Annotated in this window: 18 protein-coding genes; 6 read left to right on the forward strand and 12 right to left on the reverse strand. The window is 67.6% G+C overall.

All coding sequences use genetic code 11. From position 1 onward, the window contains the following. The first annotated feature begins 243 nt into the window (after nucleotides 1-243). Nucleotides 244-897, forward strand: a complete 654-nt coding sequence (locus tag LDQ05_RS16780; protein WP_226438110.1) for a 2OG-Fe(II) oxygenase — start codon at nucleotides 244-246, stop codon at nucleotides 895-897. Nucleotides 898-912: 15 nt separating this feature from the next. Here the strand turns inward: LDQ05_RS16780 and LDQ05_RS16785 are convergent, their stop codons facing one another. From LDQ05_RS16785 to LDQ05_RS16825, 9 genes are all read right to left on the reverse strand, one after another. Beyond that, entirely contained in the window at nucleotides 913-1,398 is a 486-nt protein-coding gene (locus LDQ05_RS16785; RefSeq protein ID WP_226438093.1) for a DnaJ family domain-containing protein, read from the reverse strand. A gap of 37 nt (nucleotides 1,399-1,435) precedes the next feature. Then, a complete protein-coding gene (locus LDQ05_RS16790) occupies nucleotides 1,436-1,726 on the reverse strand; it encodes a GNAT family N-acetyltransferase (RefSeq protein WP_226438094.1) in 291 nt (96 codons plus the stop codon). A 136-nt stretch (nucleotides 1,727-1,862) separates the two neighbouring features. Beyond that, nucleotides 1,863-2,249, reverse strand: coding sequence for a VOC family protein (locus LDQ05_RS16795; RefSeq protein ID WP_226438095.1), 387 nt, complete (start codon nucleotides 2,247-2,249; stop codon nucleotides 1,863-1,865). 134 nt (nucleotides 2,250-2,383) lie between these two features. Then, nucleotides 2,384-2,866 carry a bacterioferritin gene (gene bfr / locus LDQ05_RS16800; RefSeq protein WP_226438096.1) on the reverse strand — a complete coding sequence of 161 codons (483 nt, stop codon included), beginning with the start codon at nucleotides 2,864-2,866 and terminating at the stop codon, nucleotides 2,384-2,386. 49 nt (nucleotides 2,867-2,915) lie between these two features. After that, nucleotides 2,916-3,113 carry a (2Fe-2S)-binding protein gene (locus LDQ05_RS16805; protein WP_226438097.1) on the reverse strand — a complete coding sequence of 66 codons (198 nt, stop codon included), beginning with the start codon at nucleotides 3,111-3,113 and terminating at the stop codon, nucleotides 2,916-2,918. 141 nt (nucleotides 3,114-3,254) lie between these two features. Then, entirely contained in the window at nucleotides 3,255-4,010 is a 756-nt protein-coding gene (locus LDQ05_RS16810) for an AIM24 family protein (protein ID WP_226438098.1), read from the reverse strand. Next, on the reverse strand, nucleotides 4,007-4,705 hold the full coding sequence (locus LDQ05_RS16815; RefSeq protein WP_226438099.1) for an AIM24 family protein: 699 nt from the start codon (nucleotides 4,703-4,705) through the stop codon (nucleotides 4,007-4,009). The genes LDQ05_RS16810 and LDQ05_RS16815 overlap by 4 nt, the downstream gene beginning before the upstream one ends. A 9-nt stretch (nucleotides 4,706-4,714) precedes the next feature. Then, a complete protein-coding gene (locus tag LDQ05_RS16820; RefSeq protein WP_226438100.1) occupies nucleotides 4,715-5,335 on the reverse strand; it encodes an AIM24 family protein in 621 nt (206 codons plus the stop codon). A 43-nt stretch (nucleotides 5,336-5,378) separates the two neighbouring features. Beyond that, nucleotides 5,379-5,942, reverse strand: coding sequence for a TetR/AcrR family transcriptional regulator (locus LDQ05_RS16825; protein WP_226438101.1), 564 nt, complete (start codon nucleotides 5,940-5,942; stop codon nucleotides 5,379-5,381). 86 nt (nucleotides 5,943-6,028) lie between these two features. Between LDQ05_RS16825 and LDQ05_RS16830 the strand changes: the two genes are divergently transcribed. Next, a complete protein-coding gene (locus tag LDQ05_RS16830) occupies nucleotides 6,029-6,874 on the forward strand; it encodes a thioesterase family protein (protein ID WP_226438102.1) in 846 nt (281 codons plus the stop codon). Between the two features lie 66 nt (nucleotides 6,875-6,940). Here the strand turns inward: LDQ05_RS16830 and LDQ05_RS16835 are convergent, their stop codons facing one another. From LDQ05_RS16835 to LDQ05_RS16845, 3 genes are read right to left on the reverse strand one after another with little or no spacing between them, the layout of a single operon-like run. After that, nucleotides 6,941-8,098 carry an acyl-CoA dehydrogenase family protein gene (locus LDQ05_RS16835; protein WP_226438103.1) on the reverse strand — a complete coding sequence of 386 codons (1,158 nt, stop codon included), beginning with the start codon at nucleotides 8,096-8,098 and terminating at the stop codon, nucleotides 6,941-6,943. Nucleotides 8,099-8,125: 27 nt separating this feature from the next. Next, entirely contained in the window at nucleotides 8,126-9,319 is a 1,194-nt protein-coding gene (locus LDQ05_RS16840; RefSeq protein ID WP_226438104.1) for an acyl-CoA dehydrogenase family protein, read from the reverse strand. Next, nucleotides 9,316-10,560, reverse strand: a complete 1,245-nt coding sequence (locus LDQ05_RS16845) for a CoA transferase (protein WP_226438105.1) — start codon at nucleotides 10,558-10,560, stop codon at nucleotides 9,316-9,318. Before LDQ05_RS16845 ends, LDQ05_RS16840 begins: the two co-directional genes overlap by 4 nt. Nucleotides 10,561-10,850: 290 nt before the next feature. On the opposite strand from LDQ05_RS16845, the gene LDQ05_RS16850 reads away from it, so the two are divergent. From LDQ05_RS16850 to LDQ05_RS16865, 4 genes are all read left to right on the forward strand, one after another. Beyond that, nucleotides 10,851-12,191 (forward strand): MFS transporter, encoded by a 1,341-nt coding sequence (locus tag LDQ05_RS16850; RefSeq protein ID WP_372461143.1) that lies wholly within the window; start codon nucleotides 10,851-10,853, stop codon nucleotides 12,189-12,191. A 170-nt stretch (nucleotides 12,192-12,361) separates the two neighbouring features. Further along, entirely contained in the window at nucleotides 12,362-13,495 is a 1,134-nt protein-coding gene (locus LDQ05_RS16855) for a thiolase family protein (RefSeq protein WP_226438107.1), read from the forward strand. Between the two features lie 30 nt (nucleotides 13,496-13,525). Continuing rightward, nucleotides 13,526-14,290, forward strand: coding sequence for an SDR family NAD(P)-dependent oxidoreductase (locus LDQ05_RS16860; protein ID WP_226438108.1), 765 nt, complete (start codon nucleotides 13,526-13,528; stop codon nucleotides 14,288-14,290). An 11-nt stretch (nucleotides 14,291-14,301) separates the two neighbouring features. After that, nucleotides 14,302-15,981: a class I adenylate-forming enzyme family protein gene (locus LDQ05_RS16865; RefSeq protein ID WP_226438109.1), complete on the forward strand. Its 1,680-nt coding sequence runs from the start codon at nucleotides 14,302-14,304 to the stop codon at nucleotides 15,979-15,981. Nucleotides 15,982-16,026 lie beyond the last annotated feature (45 nt).

Here is a 16,026-nt window from a genome sequence, read left to right on the forward strand (position 1 = left end):
GACCCACGAGGTCCCGGGCGCGGCCCGCATCCGGGCCCGGCGTGATCTCACATCCGGCGTTGTTCGGCCGTCTGCTCGGTAGGACACTATCGGGGAGGCAGCCACGAGAGACCCCACCCATGAGAGATCGCAGTCGTGAACGATCCGACGAACGAGACCGTGACGAACGGGACCGGCGCCGAGGCGGCCACCGAGTGGCAGCGTCGTGTCGCCGACGGCGACTGGCCGGCCGTCGAACGTGAGATGGATCGTTTCGGGGCAGCGGCACTGCCACGCCTGCTCGACGATCGCGAAACCGACGAGATCCGCGCCCTGTATCCGAACGACACGCTGTTCCGCACCACCGTCGACATGGCGCGTCACCGATACGGGCAGGGGCAGTACAAGTACTTCCGACGTCCCTTTCCCGAGCCTGTGGAGGCGCTCGAGCAGGCACTGTATCCGCGGCTTCTTCCGATCGCGCGCGACTGGTGGGGACGGCTCGGACGCGAGGCGCCCTGGCCCGACACCCTCGACGAATGGCGACGCATGTGTCACGACGCCGGCCAGTGCAAGCCGACGGCGTTGCTGCTCTCGTACGGGGAAGGCGACTGGAACGCGCTGCACCGCGACCTGTACGGCGACCTCGTGTTCCCGCTGCAGGTCGTGATCAACCTCAGCGAGCCGGGCGTCGACCACACCGGTGGCGAGTTCCTGCTCGTCGAGCAGCGACGACGCGCGCAGTCGAAGGGTGTGGCGTTCACGGTGCCGCGCGGACACGGATATCTGTTCACCACGCGCGACCGGCCCGTGCGGTCGGTGCGGGGCTGGTCCGCCGCGCCGGTGCGGCACGGTGTGTCACCGATCCGGCGGGGCCGTCGAATGACCCTCGGCCTCGTCTTCCACGACGCGGAGTGAACCCCGAGCGGCCGTTCAGCCCGGCCGGAACCAACGCCGACGACGTCGTGTCGTCCCACGTGCCCGCGCATCCGCGAGCGCGGCCTTCGCCTGTGCGCGACGCTCGGCGCGCGCGAGACGCCACCCCTCGACGATGGCGTCGGTGTCGGCCTTGTGGACCGGGACCGGGAGGGTGCGCGGCGACAACAGGCAGTCGACGATCCGACGATTGAGATCCGCGACGACCGCGCGGACACCCTGCTCGGTCGGGATCGTCCGCACCGTCTCCGGTAGCCGTTCGATCTCCCGGCGCAACTGGAGTTCCGGTGGCAGCAGTGCCTCGGTGGAGAGACCCTCCCGTTCGAGATACGACCGGATCCACCACATCTCGTCGTTGCCGTGATCGGGGATGGGTTTTCCCGCGCCGGGGAGATCATCGAACTCGCCTCGTTCCTGCGCGACCCGGATCCGACGTTCGATCCAGGTCTCGAAGGTGACGTCGGGGTGCTTGCGTTCGGTCACGGTCCCAGAGTGCCACCGCGGCGCCGGCACGAGGAGGTCAGTCGGCGAGGTCGCGGTACTCGGGGTGCCGCTCGATGAACCCGTCGACGTACGGGCAGATCGCGACGACCCGCTTGCCGAGTGCGCGCACGTCGTCGAGCGCGAATCGCACGAGGGTGCCGGCGAGCCCCTGACCGGAATAGTCGGTGTCCACCTCCGTGTGGTCGAAGACGAGTTCGACGTCGCCGTCGGGGTGGTACTGGGTGTACCCGATGACGGCGTCGCCGTCGCGGAGTTCGTAGCGCTGCGCGTCGGGGTTGTGAACGACCGTCACCTGCGTGCCACCCATGATCTCCCCACTGTCCGAGCGTGGACCGGAACTGCTTGAACACTGTCGAAGATACAAGAACGCGGGGGGACGCCCCGGAAACGCATCCGGTGGGCGGGAAAGGGAAGCGGGGTGCAGCCGAAGGCAGGGGCGGTGGTCAGCTCATGGCGGCACGGGTCTCGTCGCTGAGCTCGACCAACTGCACGTAGTTCCCATCGGGATCGATGGCGGTCGCGAACAAGCTGCCGTCGCGCTCTTCGAGCGGAGCATGCCAGTGCGCGCCGAGTTCGCCGATCCGCGCCGCGACCGCGCGAGCGTCGGCGACCTCCACGTTCAGGATGATGCGACCGGGCTCGGTGTTGACGGTGCCGACATCGTCTCGGTGGTCGAGGAGGACGTAGAACCCGCCGAAGTCGAGGACGTCGTAACCGGGATCGCCGGGCGTGCGTTCGGGGGTCATTCCGAAAACGGTGGCGTACCAGTCGCGCAGTCGGGTCGGATCGCTGCTCGACAGGAGCAGGCTGCCCAGGGTCGGTGCGGGCATGTCGGTTCCTTCCGGTGGTGTGAACGTTCACCGTGTACCGACCGGTCCGCGCCGGAAAAGTCATCGTGCGGCCGGTGACGCGCCGCGGCCGGGGCGGCCCCGTCCGGGACCGTCCCGCCGCGGCGCCGTCCCGGTCAGTCGCCGGTGGGCGGTTCGACGTGCTTGGCGAGGTAGAGAGCCTCACCGAGCTGCTCGATCAGGTCGAGCTGGGTTTCGAGATAGTCGATGTGTGATTCCTCGTCGGCGAGCATCTCCTCGAAGATGTTCGCCGACGTGATGTCGCTGACCGACCTCATGTACTCCGCTCCCTTGCGGAGTCGGTCGCGTGCCTCGATCTCCACGACGAGATCGGATTCGAGCATCTCCTTGACGGTCTGCCCGAGGCGCAGTGACCCGAGCCGCTGGTAGTTGGGTAGTCCGTCGAGGAACAGGATCCGGTCGGTGAGTTTCTCGGCGTGCCGCATCTCGTCGAACGATTCGGCGCGGGTGTGCTCGGCGAGCTTCGACCACCCGCGATCCTCCTGCATCTTGGAATGCAGGAAGTACTGATTGATCGCTGTCAGTTCGGCGGTGAGTTGCTCGTTGAGCAGTTCGATTACCTTCTTGTCGCCCTTCATGGCACCTCCCAGGGTGAACCATCGGGTTTCACCGCCGGGCAGGGGCTGGCTACACGGCGGTCTCGAGTTCGATGGTCTCACTCCGGAGGCGGGCCTGCTTGATGATCGCCGAGATGTTGCGGACGCAGTTTCCGCAGTCGGTTCCGGCTCGGCACGATGCACTCACCTCGCGGGTGCAGCGCGCGCCGGCCGCGACCTCCGCTTCGATGTGATGATGCGTGAGTGCGTGGCAACTGCAGACGATCATTGAGAGCCACCGTTCCGAAACCGACGATAATTACTTAGGCTGCCCAAACCTTACATCCAGTTAGGTGAGCCTAGCGTGTGATGGTAGTCACAATCTTCGGTCGGCGACTCCGTGATATGCCCGGGTTCGGGTCGGGGGTGGTCACTGCTGTTGCTGCTGCAACTGCTGTGACACCACCTGGTTGATCCGGCGCAGGCCACCCGACGTCAACCCCGGTATCTGTCCCTCGATCGTGCGGACCAGCGACGAATCGTCGAGGACCTTCTCGCTCGACTGGATCAGCACGGTGCCCGCACCGGTGAAGTCGAACTGCCGTTCCTCGCCCGAATGCACACCGAAACGTCGCGCGCCGGCCGCGACGACACCCGTCACCCACGATTCGTCGAAATGGTGGCTCGGGGACGGGCAGTCCGCCCACCCCACGAGTGCTTCCGGATCGACACGCAGCGGCGGCTCCGCGAAGATCACCGGTCCGTTCGACGAGGCCAGGAACTTGCCGGTGCCGATCAGGGTGAGGAACCCCGGCACGATCGATTGTTTCAGCGACAGGCCCGGCTCGAACGCCAGGAGGTTGGCCTGGCGGATCGTCAGGTTGCCGTCGTCGAGATCGTAGGAATTGATGTCGTAGCCGCGATCCCCGAGGATCAGCTTTCCGTGCCCCTCGGCGACGACGTAGTCGCCGAGATACGTCGGTGCCGAGAACCGCTGCGCCACCATGTTCAGCATCCGACCCTGCAATCCGTGCGTCAGCGCCGTGAACTGCATCTGTCCGTAGTACGCGATCATCGCGCCCTTCGACAGGAACCACGGTGTCTGCAGGTCGATGCAGAACGCGTGGTGGTTGCCGGGGAGGTTGTCGCTACCGACCAGCCGGGACGGGTTCAACACGGTGCTCACAGTTTCTCCTCCGATGCCTGCACGTACACGACGCCCTGTCCGGTGCACTCGAGCTGCATCGCCTCGCCGCCGGTCCGGCCGACGTTGCGCCAACTCACGTTCGATCTCAGTTCGGTGCGCACGGGCCCGTAGGAGGCGACGAACGCCTGCGGATCCACCACCACCGGCGCGGGACCACCCACCTGCAGTTCGAAGATCCCGCCGTGCCCGAGGAGCACGGCGGCGCCGTACCCGGACAACTGCGTCGTGAACATTCCGCTCCCGGTCGCCATGCCCGACGCCGCGCCCCGCAACGCGCCCATCAGGCCACCGCCGCCCCCACCCTGCGGCGCGGACGTCGCCGAGACGATGCTGCTCTGCAGCCCGGAGGTGTGTGCGAGCAGACGCGATGCCTCCACGCGCAGTTCCCCGCCCGCGGACATGTCGACGATGTGTGTGTCGAGCCCCTTGAATCCGTAGTGCACGACGCCGTCGCCCTGCGCGACCATCGTGGCCTCGTGTTCGCCCTGCATCATCCGGCCGGCCATCGCGGCCACACCACCGAGCCCGGCGTTGCCCGTCCCACCGGGAGCGCCGTGCGGGGAGAACTGCACGAGGCCCGTGTAGAAGAGCATCGCGCCGCGTCGCGCGATCACCGGGCCGGATCGTGCGAGTTCGACCCGCACCACCTTGTTGTTGACCTGTGTGAAGACCATCGAGTGCCCCTATCGTTCCGCCGGTTGGATGGACACGACACCGTTGCCCTCCCAGCGCAGGGAGAACGCCTCACCGCTGCCCTGCCCGACCATCGACCGCCACGACACGTCCGTGACGAACGACTGCGTCAGCCTTCCCTTCGCGCAGACGAACGCGTCCGGGTCGACGACCAGGGGGTACCCGGGCGACACCTCGAGGTGGATGAGAGGCCCTCCGGCGGACAGCAACGCGACCTGCCCGCTGCCCGAGACGGTGGTCGTGAACAGGCCCTGCCCGCTCATGTCGCCGCGCAGACCGGCGAACGTCACGTTCGTGTCGAGGGTCCCGTTCAGCGCGAGGAGCTGTTCGGACTCGACCCGCAGTGTCTCGTCGTGCAGTTCGAGGACCGTCACGTTCCGGGCGTCGTGCGCGAGGTGGACGACGCCGGTGCCGGTGCACTCCATGAGCGACAGTCCCTCGCCGGTGGCTCGCTGCCGCAGGCCTGCCAGCACACCGTCGCCCCCGCCGAAACCCGCGGACCGGAACGTGACCTGGCCCTGGTACGCCACCATCGACCCGGACAGTGCCCGGATCGACGAGTTGTTCAGATGGGCCTCGATCACCCGTTTCGATTTCTCGACCAGTCGCATGGCGCGAAACAGTAGCGGGTCCGTTCGCGGGTCTCCCGTCGAGCTAGGCCGGGGCGCCGCCGAGCAGGGGGGAGATCCGGGCTCCGACCGCGTCGAGTGGGGCTGTGGACCGTCGCACGCGGGCAAGCGTGATCGCGCCCTCCATCGCGCTCACGCACAGCACGGCGAGTTCCTCGGCGTCGGCGGCCGGATGGCCGTCGCGCTCGAGGGACTCGGTCAGGGCCGTGATCCAGTCGGAGACGATCCCGGCGACGACGGGGCCGAGCGCCGGGTCGTCGTACGCCTCCTGCGCGGTGGCGCCGATGGGGCATCCTGCGGTGAAGTCGGTGTCGATCAACTGTTTCCGATAGTGCGCGACGATGCCGGCGAAGGTGTCCCGGGCGTTCTGCGTCGACCTGATCCGTCCGGTGATGCGGTCGCCGACCGTGCGGACCGCGTCGACGAGAAGTTCGGCGCGACCGCCCGGAAAATGGAAGCCCACGGATCCGCGCGGCCCCCCGCTGTGCTCGAGGACCTTCGTCACGGATGTTCCGGCCACGCCGCGCTCGCGAAGCAGGAGGGCCGCGCTCGTGACCATGCGTTCTCTGGTGTCGGTTCGTGCTCCCACGGGCCCAGTTTCCCATCCTCGAAACATGATATGTTGCATAGCATATCAAATGGGCAGCCATGTCCCCCCGCGTCAGGAAGTGTGAGATGACCAGCGAGTTCTGCTATCGACCGGTGGATGCCGGGACGGACGACGGCCACCGCGTCGAGTACTTCTCCCCCAGCGAACACGTCCTCGGGCCGTGGGGGCCGATCCAGCACGGCGGGCCGGTGGCGGGACTGCTCACCCGCGCCATGGATCGCTGTGCACCCCGCGACGGCACCCGCCTCACCAAGATCTCGGTCGATCTTCTCGGCCCGGTGCCGCTCGCGGACGTCCGGGTGTCGGCCCGGGTGGTCCGTCCGGGCCGCCGCATCGAGATGCTCACCGCCGACCTCGCGACACGGCACACCGACGGATCGTGGCGTGCGGCAGCCACCGCGACGGCATGGCGCCTGACCACACAGGCGACGGAGGACGTGGTCCGCCGCGCCGACCGCAGCCTGCCCCTGCCGGAACAGGCGCCGGCACTGGGCGACCTCGAACTGTCCGCGGCATGGTCGATGTCCGGTTTCGTCGAGGCCATCGAATGGCGCATCGCGGATCTCGGTGGAGTTCCCGGCGAACCCACGGTGGCGTGGACCAATCTGTCGGTCCCCCTCGTCGAGGGCGAGCCCACGAGCGGCCTCGAACGCGTGATGGCGATCGCCGACGCGGCCAACGGCATCGGTGCCCGACTCGACCCCGCCGAATTCTCGTTCCTCAACACGGAACTGACGGTGCATCTGTTCGAGGAACCCGAAGGGCCCTGGTTCGGTATCGCGGCCGAGGCGTCCGTCGGCCGCGACGGCATCGGCATGAACTCGGCAGTGCTGCACGCACCCGAAGGTCCGATCGGGCGGATCGCCCAGAACCTCCTGGTCGAGCGGCGGGTCGCGCACAGCCGGGTGTGATTCCACCCCCGCCCTACCCGTGCGCCGTTGTGGTAGCTCCAGCTACCACAAAGGCGCACGGGTAGGTCACAGGCCGAGGTCCTTGGCGATGATGGTCTTCATGACCTCGCTGGTACCGCCGTAGATGCGCGTCACACGAGTATCCGCGTACAACCGGGCGATCGGGTACTCGGTGATGTATCCGTAGCCACCGTGCAACTGCAGACACTTGTCGATGATCCGCCCGGCGGTCTCGGTCGCGAACAACTTCGCGCGCGCGGCGTCCGGCACGGTCAGTTCGTCACGGTCGTTGAGTTCGATCGCGTTGTCGACCATGATCTGCAGCGCCTGGAGTTCGGCCGAGCATTCGGCGAGGACGAACTTGCTGTTCTGGAACGCCGCGACCGGTTGCCCGAACACCTTCCGTTCCCTGGTGTAGGCGATGGCATGGGCGATCGCGGCGGCCGCGGTGGCCGCCGCGCTGAATGCGATGGTGAGGCGTTCCTGCGCGAGGTTCTGCGTCAGATACGAGAACGCCCGGCCTTCCTCGCCGAGCAGATCCGCCGCCGGTACCACCACATCGTCGAACGCCAACTCCGCGGTGTCGGATGTCTTCAGACCGATCTTCTTCAGCTTCCGGCCGACCGAGAAACCCACGCTCGACGTGTCGACGACGAGGATCGACAACCCACCGCGCCGGTTCTCCGGGTCGTACGGGGACGTGCGCGCGACGACCAGCACACGATCGGCGAGGGCGCCGCCGGTGATGAACGTCTTCGCGCCGTTGAGCACGTAGTGGGTGCCGTCCGCGGACAGCTTCGCGCTCGTCGCGATGTTCGCCAGATCCGATCCTGTTCCGGGTTCGGTCATCGCGATCGCGAACATCAGTTCACCCGAAGCGAATCCGGGAAGCCACCGCTGCTTCTGCTCCTCGGTCGCGTTCTGCATGATGTACGGCAGGATCAGGTTCGAATGCACCGACGACGACCCGAAGGACACGCCCGCGGCGGAGGCCTCCTCGGCGAGGACGACATTGAACTTCAGCGACGACTCGCCACCGCCTCCGTACTCCTCGGGCACCTGGATGCCGAGCAGGCCGAGTTCGCCCATGCGGTTGTAGAATTCGCGCGGCGGGTGACCGTCCTCCTCCCACTTCTCGTAGACGGGCGCGACCTCCTTGGCGATGAAGTCACGGACCGTCTGCCGGAACGCTTCGTGGTCCTCGTTGTACAGCGTGCGCTTCACGCGTCGTCCTTCCGGATACGGGCGCCCTCACAGCGCGTAGCTGCGCAGAACGCCCTTGCTGATGATGGTCTTCTGGATCTCGCTGGTGCCCTCGCCGATGAGCAGGAACGGAGCCTCGCGCATGAGTCGCTCGATCTCGTACTCCTTCGAATAGCCGTAGCCACCGTGGATGCGGAAGCTCGCCTGTGTCACCTCGGCGCAGTACTCGCTCGTCAGGTACTTCGCCATACCGGCGGCGACGTCGTTGCGTTCACCCGAATCCTTCAGACGGGCAGCGTTGACCATCATCAGGTGCGCCGCCTCGACCTTGGTGGCCATCTCGGCGAGGGAGAACCCGATTGCCTGATGTTGGGCGATCGGCTTGCCGAACGTGGTGCGCTGCTGCGCATACCGTGCGGCGAGTTCGAACGCGCGGATCGCGACACCGCACGCGCGGGCCGACACGTTGACGCGGCCGACCTCCACCCCGTCCATCATCTGGGCGAAACCCTTGCCGGGGGCGCCACCGAGGATCGCGTCCGCCGAGGCGCGGTAGTCGTCGAAGATCAGCTCGGTGGTGTCGATGCCCTTGTACCCCATCTTGTCGATCTTCCCGGGGATCGTCAGCCCCGGAACGACCTCGCCGAATCCGGCGGGCTTCTCCACCAGGAACGTGGTGAGATTGCGATGTGCCTTCTCGGACCCCTCGTCCGTCCGGACCAGTGCGGCGACCAGGGTGGAGCTGCCCCCGTTGGTCAGCCACATCTTCTGGCCGTTGATCACGTAGTCGCCGTCGGCGTCGCGCTTGCCGCGGGTGCGGATCGCGGCGACGTCGGAGCCGAGTTCGGGCTCGGACATCGAGAACGCGCCCCGCACCTCCCCGGTGGCCATCCGAGGAAGGAAGTGCTGCTTCTGCACGTCGGTGCCGTGCTGACGGATCATGTACGCGACGATGAAATGCGTGTTGATCACACCCGACACACTCATCCAGCCGCGGGCCAACTCCTCGACGCACAGCGCGTAGGTGAGCAGTGATTCGCCGAGCCCGCCGTACTCCTCGGGAATCATCAGTCCGAACAGCCCCATCTCGCGCATCGTGTCGACGATGTGCTGCGGGTAGGTGTCCGAGTGCTCGAGCTCCTGCGCGTTCGGAATGATCTCGCGGTCGACGAAAGACCTCACGGTGTCGAGGATCTCGGTCTGGAATTCGGTGAGACCGAGGGTCTGGGCCAGGCGTGTCACGCGGGTTCCTTTTCGTTGGTGCGGATGGTGCCGTCGGCGGCGAGTGCGTCGATCTCGTCGTAGGTGAGCCCCAGGTGCTCGGCGAGGACGGCGGCGGTGTCGTCGCCGTTGGCGGGCGCCGGTCGCACCGGCGGATGCTCGCCGTCGAAGGACATCGGGGTGCTCGGCGCCGAATAGGTGCCGATGCGGGGTTGTTCGAGCGTGCGGAACATCGGGTTGGCGGTCACGAGCGGGTCGGCGGCGAGCTCGGCGAACGTGCGGTAACGCTCGTGCAGGATCGACGTGCCGACGAGTGCGGCGGTCGCCTCGCCGGAGCTGCGGCGACGGAACCACGGTGCGAACAGCGCGGTGAGGACCTCGCGGTGCTCGAACCGGCTCCCCTCGTCGCGGAAGTCGACGCCGAGGGCCTGTTCGAGGGCGGTGACCGCCGCCGTGGTGCCCGTCAACTCCGTCAGGTCGCGGAAGTGCCGCGGTGTGAGTGCGACGAGCATGATCCGGGCGCCGTCGGAGGTCTCCACATCGATGCCGTACGTGCCGTACACGGCGTTGCCGACGCGGGGGCGGTCCGCTCCGCCGAGTTGTGCCTCGGCGATGTAACCGAGGTTGCCGACGGTGGCGAACGCGACGTCCTCGAGCGGCAGCACCACCTTCGTGCCGGCCCCGGTGATCTCCCGGCGATACACGGCGGACGCGACGGACAGCGCGGCGTACAACCCGCAGGAGACGTCCCAGGCCGGCAGCACGTGGTTCACCGGCGTCCCCGCGTTCTCCGGTCCGGTGACCTGGGGGAATCCCGTCGCGGCGTTGACGGTGTAGTCGACGGCGCCGGTGCCGTCCGCGCGCCCGAGGACCTGCACGTGGATCAGATCGGGGCGGATCGCGGCGAGCGTGCCGTGATCGAGCCACGACCGGCCGGCGGCATTGGTGACCAGGACACCGGCGTCGATGATCAGGTCGCGGATCAGATCCTGCGCCCGTGGGTCGCGGAAGTCGGCGGCGAACGATCGCTTGCCCTTGTTCAATCCGGCCCAGTAGATCGATTCACCGTCGTCGGTCAGCGGCCACCGCCGGTAGTCGGCGGCCCCGCCGATCGGATCGACACGGATCACGTCGGCGCCGAGCTGCGCCAGTGTCATCCCGCACAGGGGCGCGGCCACGAAGCTCGACACCTCCACCACCCGCACACCGGCGAGGGGCGCCGTGGAGGAGGGGAACTCGCCGGTGGGTGCGTTCGTGTTCATGGATCACCTGTCTGGTAGCGGGTGTCCGCGCGAGCCGCCCGGACCGGATCCCTCGCCAGCATGCAACATGTCTGCTGCGCAGACCAGCGTCGATCGGCTATGGATCCGATAGCGCAGACCAATGTCGCGGCGGTGGATCGAGTCATAGGTTCCGATGATCGATCCCATCGGCGGCGGGACTTTGTTCGAGGTGAGCCACATCACGTTCAATGGTTGCAGGCGCCGGAACGGACGTTCCCGCCCCATCTCCCGAGGAGAACCTCGACCCCCGAGTTCTGAAGGGACTCTCCGTGACAACAGGCGAAATTGTGGACAGCGAACAGGGCCCCTCCGTTCGCGCCGGTAACACCCCGTCCGGGAACACATTCGGAGTCACCCCCGCGCGTGCGTGGGGTATGACCGGACTGGTCATCTTCCTCTATGTCGTGAACTACGCCGACAAGGCCGTCCTCGGCATCATCGCTCAGCCGCTGGCACGCGAGCTCGGCATGAGCTCGTCGCAGATCGGTCTGGTCGGCTCACTGTTCTTCGTGACGTTCACGATCGGCGGATTCCTCGCGGGCCCCCTCGAGAAGAAGCTGACGCTCCGGTGGGCGCTGCTCGCTCTCGGCTTCACCTGGTCGATCGTAATGCTTCCCCTCGTCGTCACGGCCTCCTTCGCGGTGCTCATCGTCTCCCGGATGCTCCTCGGGTTCGCCGAGGGACCGTCCTCGGCGCTGATGCACACCGCCGCGTACTCCTGGCATCCGCCGGCCAAGCGTGGCCTCCCGGGTGCGTTCCTCGCCGGATCCGCCTCGGTCGCCAAGATCGCGCTCGCCCCGGTCCTCACGTTCATCACCGTCCAGTGGGGATGGCGGATGGCTCTCGTCGCGTTGTCGCTGCTCGGCATCGTGTGGATGGTGGGCTGGGTCGCGAAGTTCAAGGAAGGCCCGTACACGACCAAGGCGAAGCCCGCGGACGCTGCGGCGGCACCCTCGACCGAGCCGTCGGTGCCGTGGCGCAAGATCTTCCTCACCCGCACGTTCATGTCCTGCGCGGTGCTGATCATCGTCGTCTACGCCCTGACGACCGTCGTGCTGACCTGGCTGCCGTCGTACTTCGAGGTGGGCCTCGGCTACAGCGCGTTGCAGGCCGGTTCCATGTTCGCGTTGCCGTCCGTCGTCGGACTCGTGCTGATGATCTCGTCGGGCACCATCACCGACCGGCTGATCGGACGCGGCCACACCTCTCGCGTCGTGCGGATCATCGTTCCCGCCGTCGGTGTGCTCGTCTGCGGTGTCGTGTTGACCCTGCTGCCGTCGATCGGAACCCCCGCACTGGCCGTCGCGCTGGTCTCCATCGGCTACGGCTTCGGTGCGATCGCGTTCCCGCTGATCAATGCCGCGATCTCCGAGCTGTGCCCGCCGCAGCAGACCGCCGGCACCATGGGTGTGTTCCTCGCGCTCATGGCGACGGGTGGGCTCGTCGCGCCCTACGCGACGGGTGTGATCGTCGACAACGCCGTGACACCGGCCGACGGCTACGCCACCTCGTTCCAGATCATCGGCATCCTCGGTGCGATCGCCGCGGTGCTCGTGCTGGTGTTCGCGAACCCGGAGCGCGACCGCAAGATGATCCGTGCCGCGTCCTGACCGGCGGTGCATAGCTTCCGCCTGACGGAGGCTTCCAGCGAAAGCGTCTTCCTCATCGGCCGGGTGCGTGGTCTCCTCGATGTGAGGACCACCACCCGGCCGGTCGACGTCACAACACACCGATCGAGCCCACCGCGACCGCGTGTCGCGGCGACCAACGAAGGAATACCATGCGCGATGCCGTGATCGTGGACGCCGTCCGTACCCCCATCGGACGCCGAGGCGGGGCACTGTCCGATACCCATCCCGTCGATCTGTCGGCTCATGTGCTCGGTGCACTGGCCGAGCGTGTCGGATTCGACCCGGCGATCGTCGACGACGTAATCTGGGGCTGCGTCAGCCAGGTCTCCGAACAGGCCGGAATCGTTTCCCGCAGTGCTGTGTTCGCGGCAGGGTGGCCCGAGTCGGTTCCCGCCACCACCGTCAACCGCGCGTGCGGGTCGAGCCAGCAGGCCGTGTCGTTCGCGGCGGCGGCCGTCATCGCCGGGCAGGCCGACATCGCCGTCGCCGGCGGTGTCGAGTCGATGTCGCGGGTGCCGATGGGCAGCGCCGTGAGGACCCCCGGCGAGAACTACCCGCAGGAGGTGCTCGACCGATTCGGCGTCGGCGGATTCAGCCAGGGCATCGGCGCCGAGATGATCGCCGACAAGTGGGGCTTCACCCGCACCCGGCTCGACGAGTTCGCGTTGCGCTCGCACGAACTGTCCGCGGCGGCAACCGATGCCGGAGTGTTCGCGAAGCAGATCGCTCCCCTCGCCGGCCTGACCACCGACGAAGGCATCCGTCGCGGCGGCACCGTCGAGTCCCTCGCCCGGCTGAAGACGGTGTTCAAGGAGGACGGCGTCATCCACGCCGGCAACTCGTCGCAGATCTCCGACGGCGCGGGTGCGCTACTCGTCACCACCAGCGAGAAGGCCGCCGAACAGGGGTGGACCCCGATCGTCCGTGTGCACACCGCGGTGGTCGCCGCGGACGACCCGGTGGTCATGCTCACCGGTCCCATCCCGGCGACCGAGAAGGCGCTGAAGCGGTCCGGCCTGTCCATCGACGACATCGGCGCCTTCGAGATCAACGAGGCCTTCGCCCCCGTCCCTCTCGCGTGGCTCGCCGAAACCGGAGCGAAGGCCGATCGGCTCAACCCGCTCGGCGGCGCCATCGGCGTCGGTCACCCACTCGGCGGTTCCGGCGCGATCCTCATGACCCGCCTCGTGCACCACATGCGCGACAGCGGAATCCGCTACGGCCTGCAGTCGATGTGTGAGGCCGGCGGCATGGCGAACGCCACCATCCTCGAACTGCTCTGATCTCCGAATTCTCATAGAGGAACGAAACACATGGAACTCAAAGGACTTTCCGTTGCAGTCACCGGCGGAGCCTCCGGGCTCGGCCTCGCCACCGCGCGACGCGTGCTCGATCAGGGCGGCACCGTCACCCTGATCGACCTGCCCACCTCCGACGGCGCCGAGATCGCTGCCGATCTCGGTGACGGCGCGGTGTTCGCCGCCGCCGACATCACCGACTCCGAACAGTTCGCGGCCGCTCTCGACGTCGCGCACGACAGGGGCGGCCTGCGCGGTGTGGTGCACTGCGCCGGCGCCGGACGCAGGATGCGCATCCTCGACAAGGACGGCAAGGCGGGGTCGCTCGAGGACTTCGAGTTCGTCATCCGCCTCAATCTCATCGGCTCCTTCAACGCGTTGCGGCTCGGAGCCGAGCGCATCGCTCAGGCCGAACCCGTCGACGGGGAACGCGGCGCCATCGTCCTGACCGCGTCCGTCGCCGCGTACGAGGGGCAGATCGGCCAGATCAACTACTCGGCGTCCAAGGCCGGCATCGTCGGCATGACGATCGTCGCCGCGCGGGATCTCGCCGGCAAGAACATCCGGGTCAACACGATCGCTCCCGGCACCATGGACACCCCGCTGCTGGCGAGGGTCCGCGACGACGTCCGCGCTTCCCTCGCGGCGAGCGTGCCCAACCCTTCCCGTCTGGGACGGCCCGACGAGTTCGGCAGTCTCGCCACCTCGATCCTCGAGAACGGGTATCTCAACGGCGAGACCATCCGCCTCGACGGCGCCATCCGCATGGCTCCGCGCTGAACGGGCCCGCCATGACAACCGCAACTCCCGAATGGACCCGGATGTCGCTGCGGTATCCGGAGACGACGATGGTGGCGTGGGCGCCGAGCCTCGCCGCGATGTACGGAGATCGTGCCGCGATCGTCGACGGCGACCGCACGTGCAGTTTCCGTGAACTCGACGAACGATCCGCGCAGTTCGCAGGAGCCCTGCGTACCGCCGGTGTCGCCGAACGCGACGTGGTGCTGCTGCATCTCGGCAACTGTGCGGAGTTCTACGTCGCGTACTACGGCGCGTTGCGCGCCGGTGCCGCGGTGACCCTCGTCAACCCGCTGCAGCCCGGGCCCGGATTGCGTCGGCAGATCGACGAGACCGGCGCGAAGGTGGCGGTGACGCAGCCGGCGCAGGCCGGTACCCTCCTCGGTGTCGCCGGGGGAACCTCCGTGACGATGGTGGCGGTGGTCGCGGACGACGCCGCCGGTGGAACACCGGAGGCGGCACCCGAATCCGTCGATGTCGTGCCGTTCGAGGATCTGCTCGACGGCAGGCCGACGGACTTCCCGGCCGTGGCGATCACCGGCGAGGACATCGCCCACATCGCGTACACCGGTGGCACGACGGGAATTTCGAAGGGTGTTCGCGTCCTGCACCGCAACGTGCTCGGTAATGTCACGCAGATGTGCGCCTGGCGGGCCGGACACCTGCCGGTCGTCGGCGCCGACGGACTGGTATCGCTGCAGCCGATCGACGGGCTGAACGTCGACGGCATCACTCCGGGTGCGGGGTCGACGGTCGTGGTGTCGCCGCTGTTCCACGCGCACGCACTGATCAATTCGTCGTTCCTGCTGGGGTGCGGTCTCACCCAGGTACTCGCCGGGCGTTTCGATGCGGGCCGCATGCTCGAACTCGTCGAACGACATCACGCCGTGTACATCACGGGAAGTCCCGCGATGTGGCATGCGCTCGCCGATCATCCGGACGCCGCGACGCGGGATCTGTCGTCGCCGCGGGTGGTGTCGTCGGGTGCCGCCCCCATCGACCGGGGCACCCTCGAGGCGCTCGGTCGCGCGTTCCCGAACGCGAAGGTCGTCGAGGGATACGGTCTGACGGAAGGCACGTGCCTGGTGACGGCGATGCCGTTGGAGAAGGGTGCCGACGACGACTACCGGCTCGGCAGCGTGGGTCTTCCGGTGTTCGACACCGACATCGAGATCCGCGACCGCGAGGACCCGGCGACGGTGCTCGGTGCCGGGGAGCGGGGAGAGCTGTGGGTTCGTGGCCCGCAGGTCACCGGCGGATACCTCGGGCATCCGGAGATCACGGCCCAGCAGTACGTGGACGGGTGGCTCGCCACCGGCGACATCGCGTACGTCGACGAGGACGGTTACCTGTTCATCGCCGATCGCGCGAAGGACATGCTGATCTACAAGGGCTACAACGTGTATCCGCGTGAGCTCGAGGAGGTCCTGGTGTCGCACCCGTCGGTGTCGACGGCCGCGGTGGTCGGGCGCGACGCCGGCGTGGTCGGGCAGGAACCGATCGCGTTCGTCGTGCCCGTCGAGGGCGGGCGGATCGACGAGGCCGAGCTGACGGCGTACGTCACCGAGCGGGTTCTGCCGTACAAGAAGGTCCGCGGCATCGTCGTCCTCGACGCGCTGCCCACGTCGGCGGCGGGCAAGGTGCTCAAGACGGAACTCCGCGACCGCCTGTAGCCGCCCCCACCCGTGCGCATTTCTGGTAGCTCCCACTACCAGAAA

This window comes from Rhodococcus yananensis, assembly GCF_020515525.1.
Lineage (GTDB): Bacteria > Actinomycetota > Actinomycetes > Mycobacteriales > Mycobacteriaceae > Rhodococcus > Rhodococcus yananensis.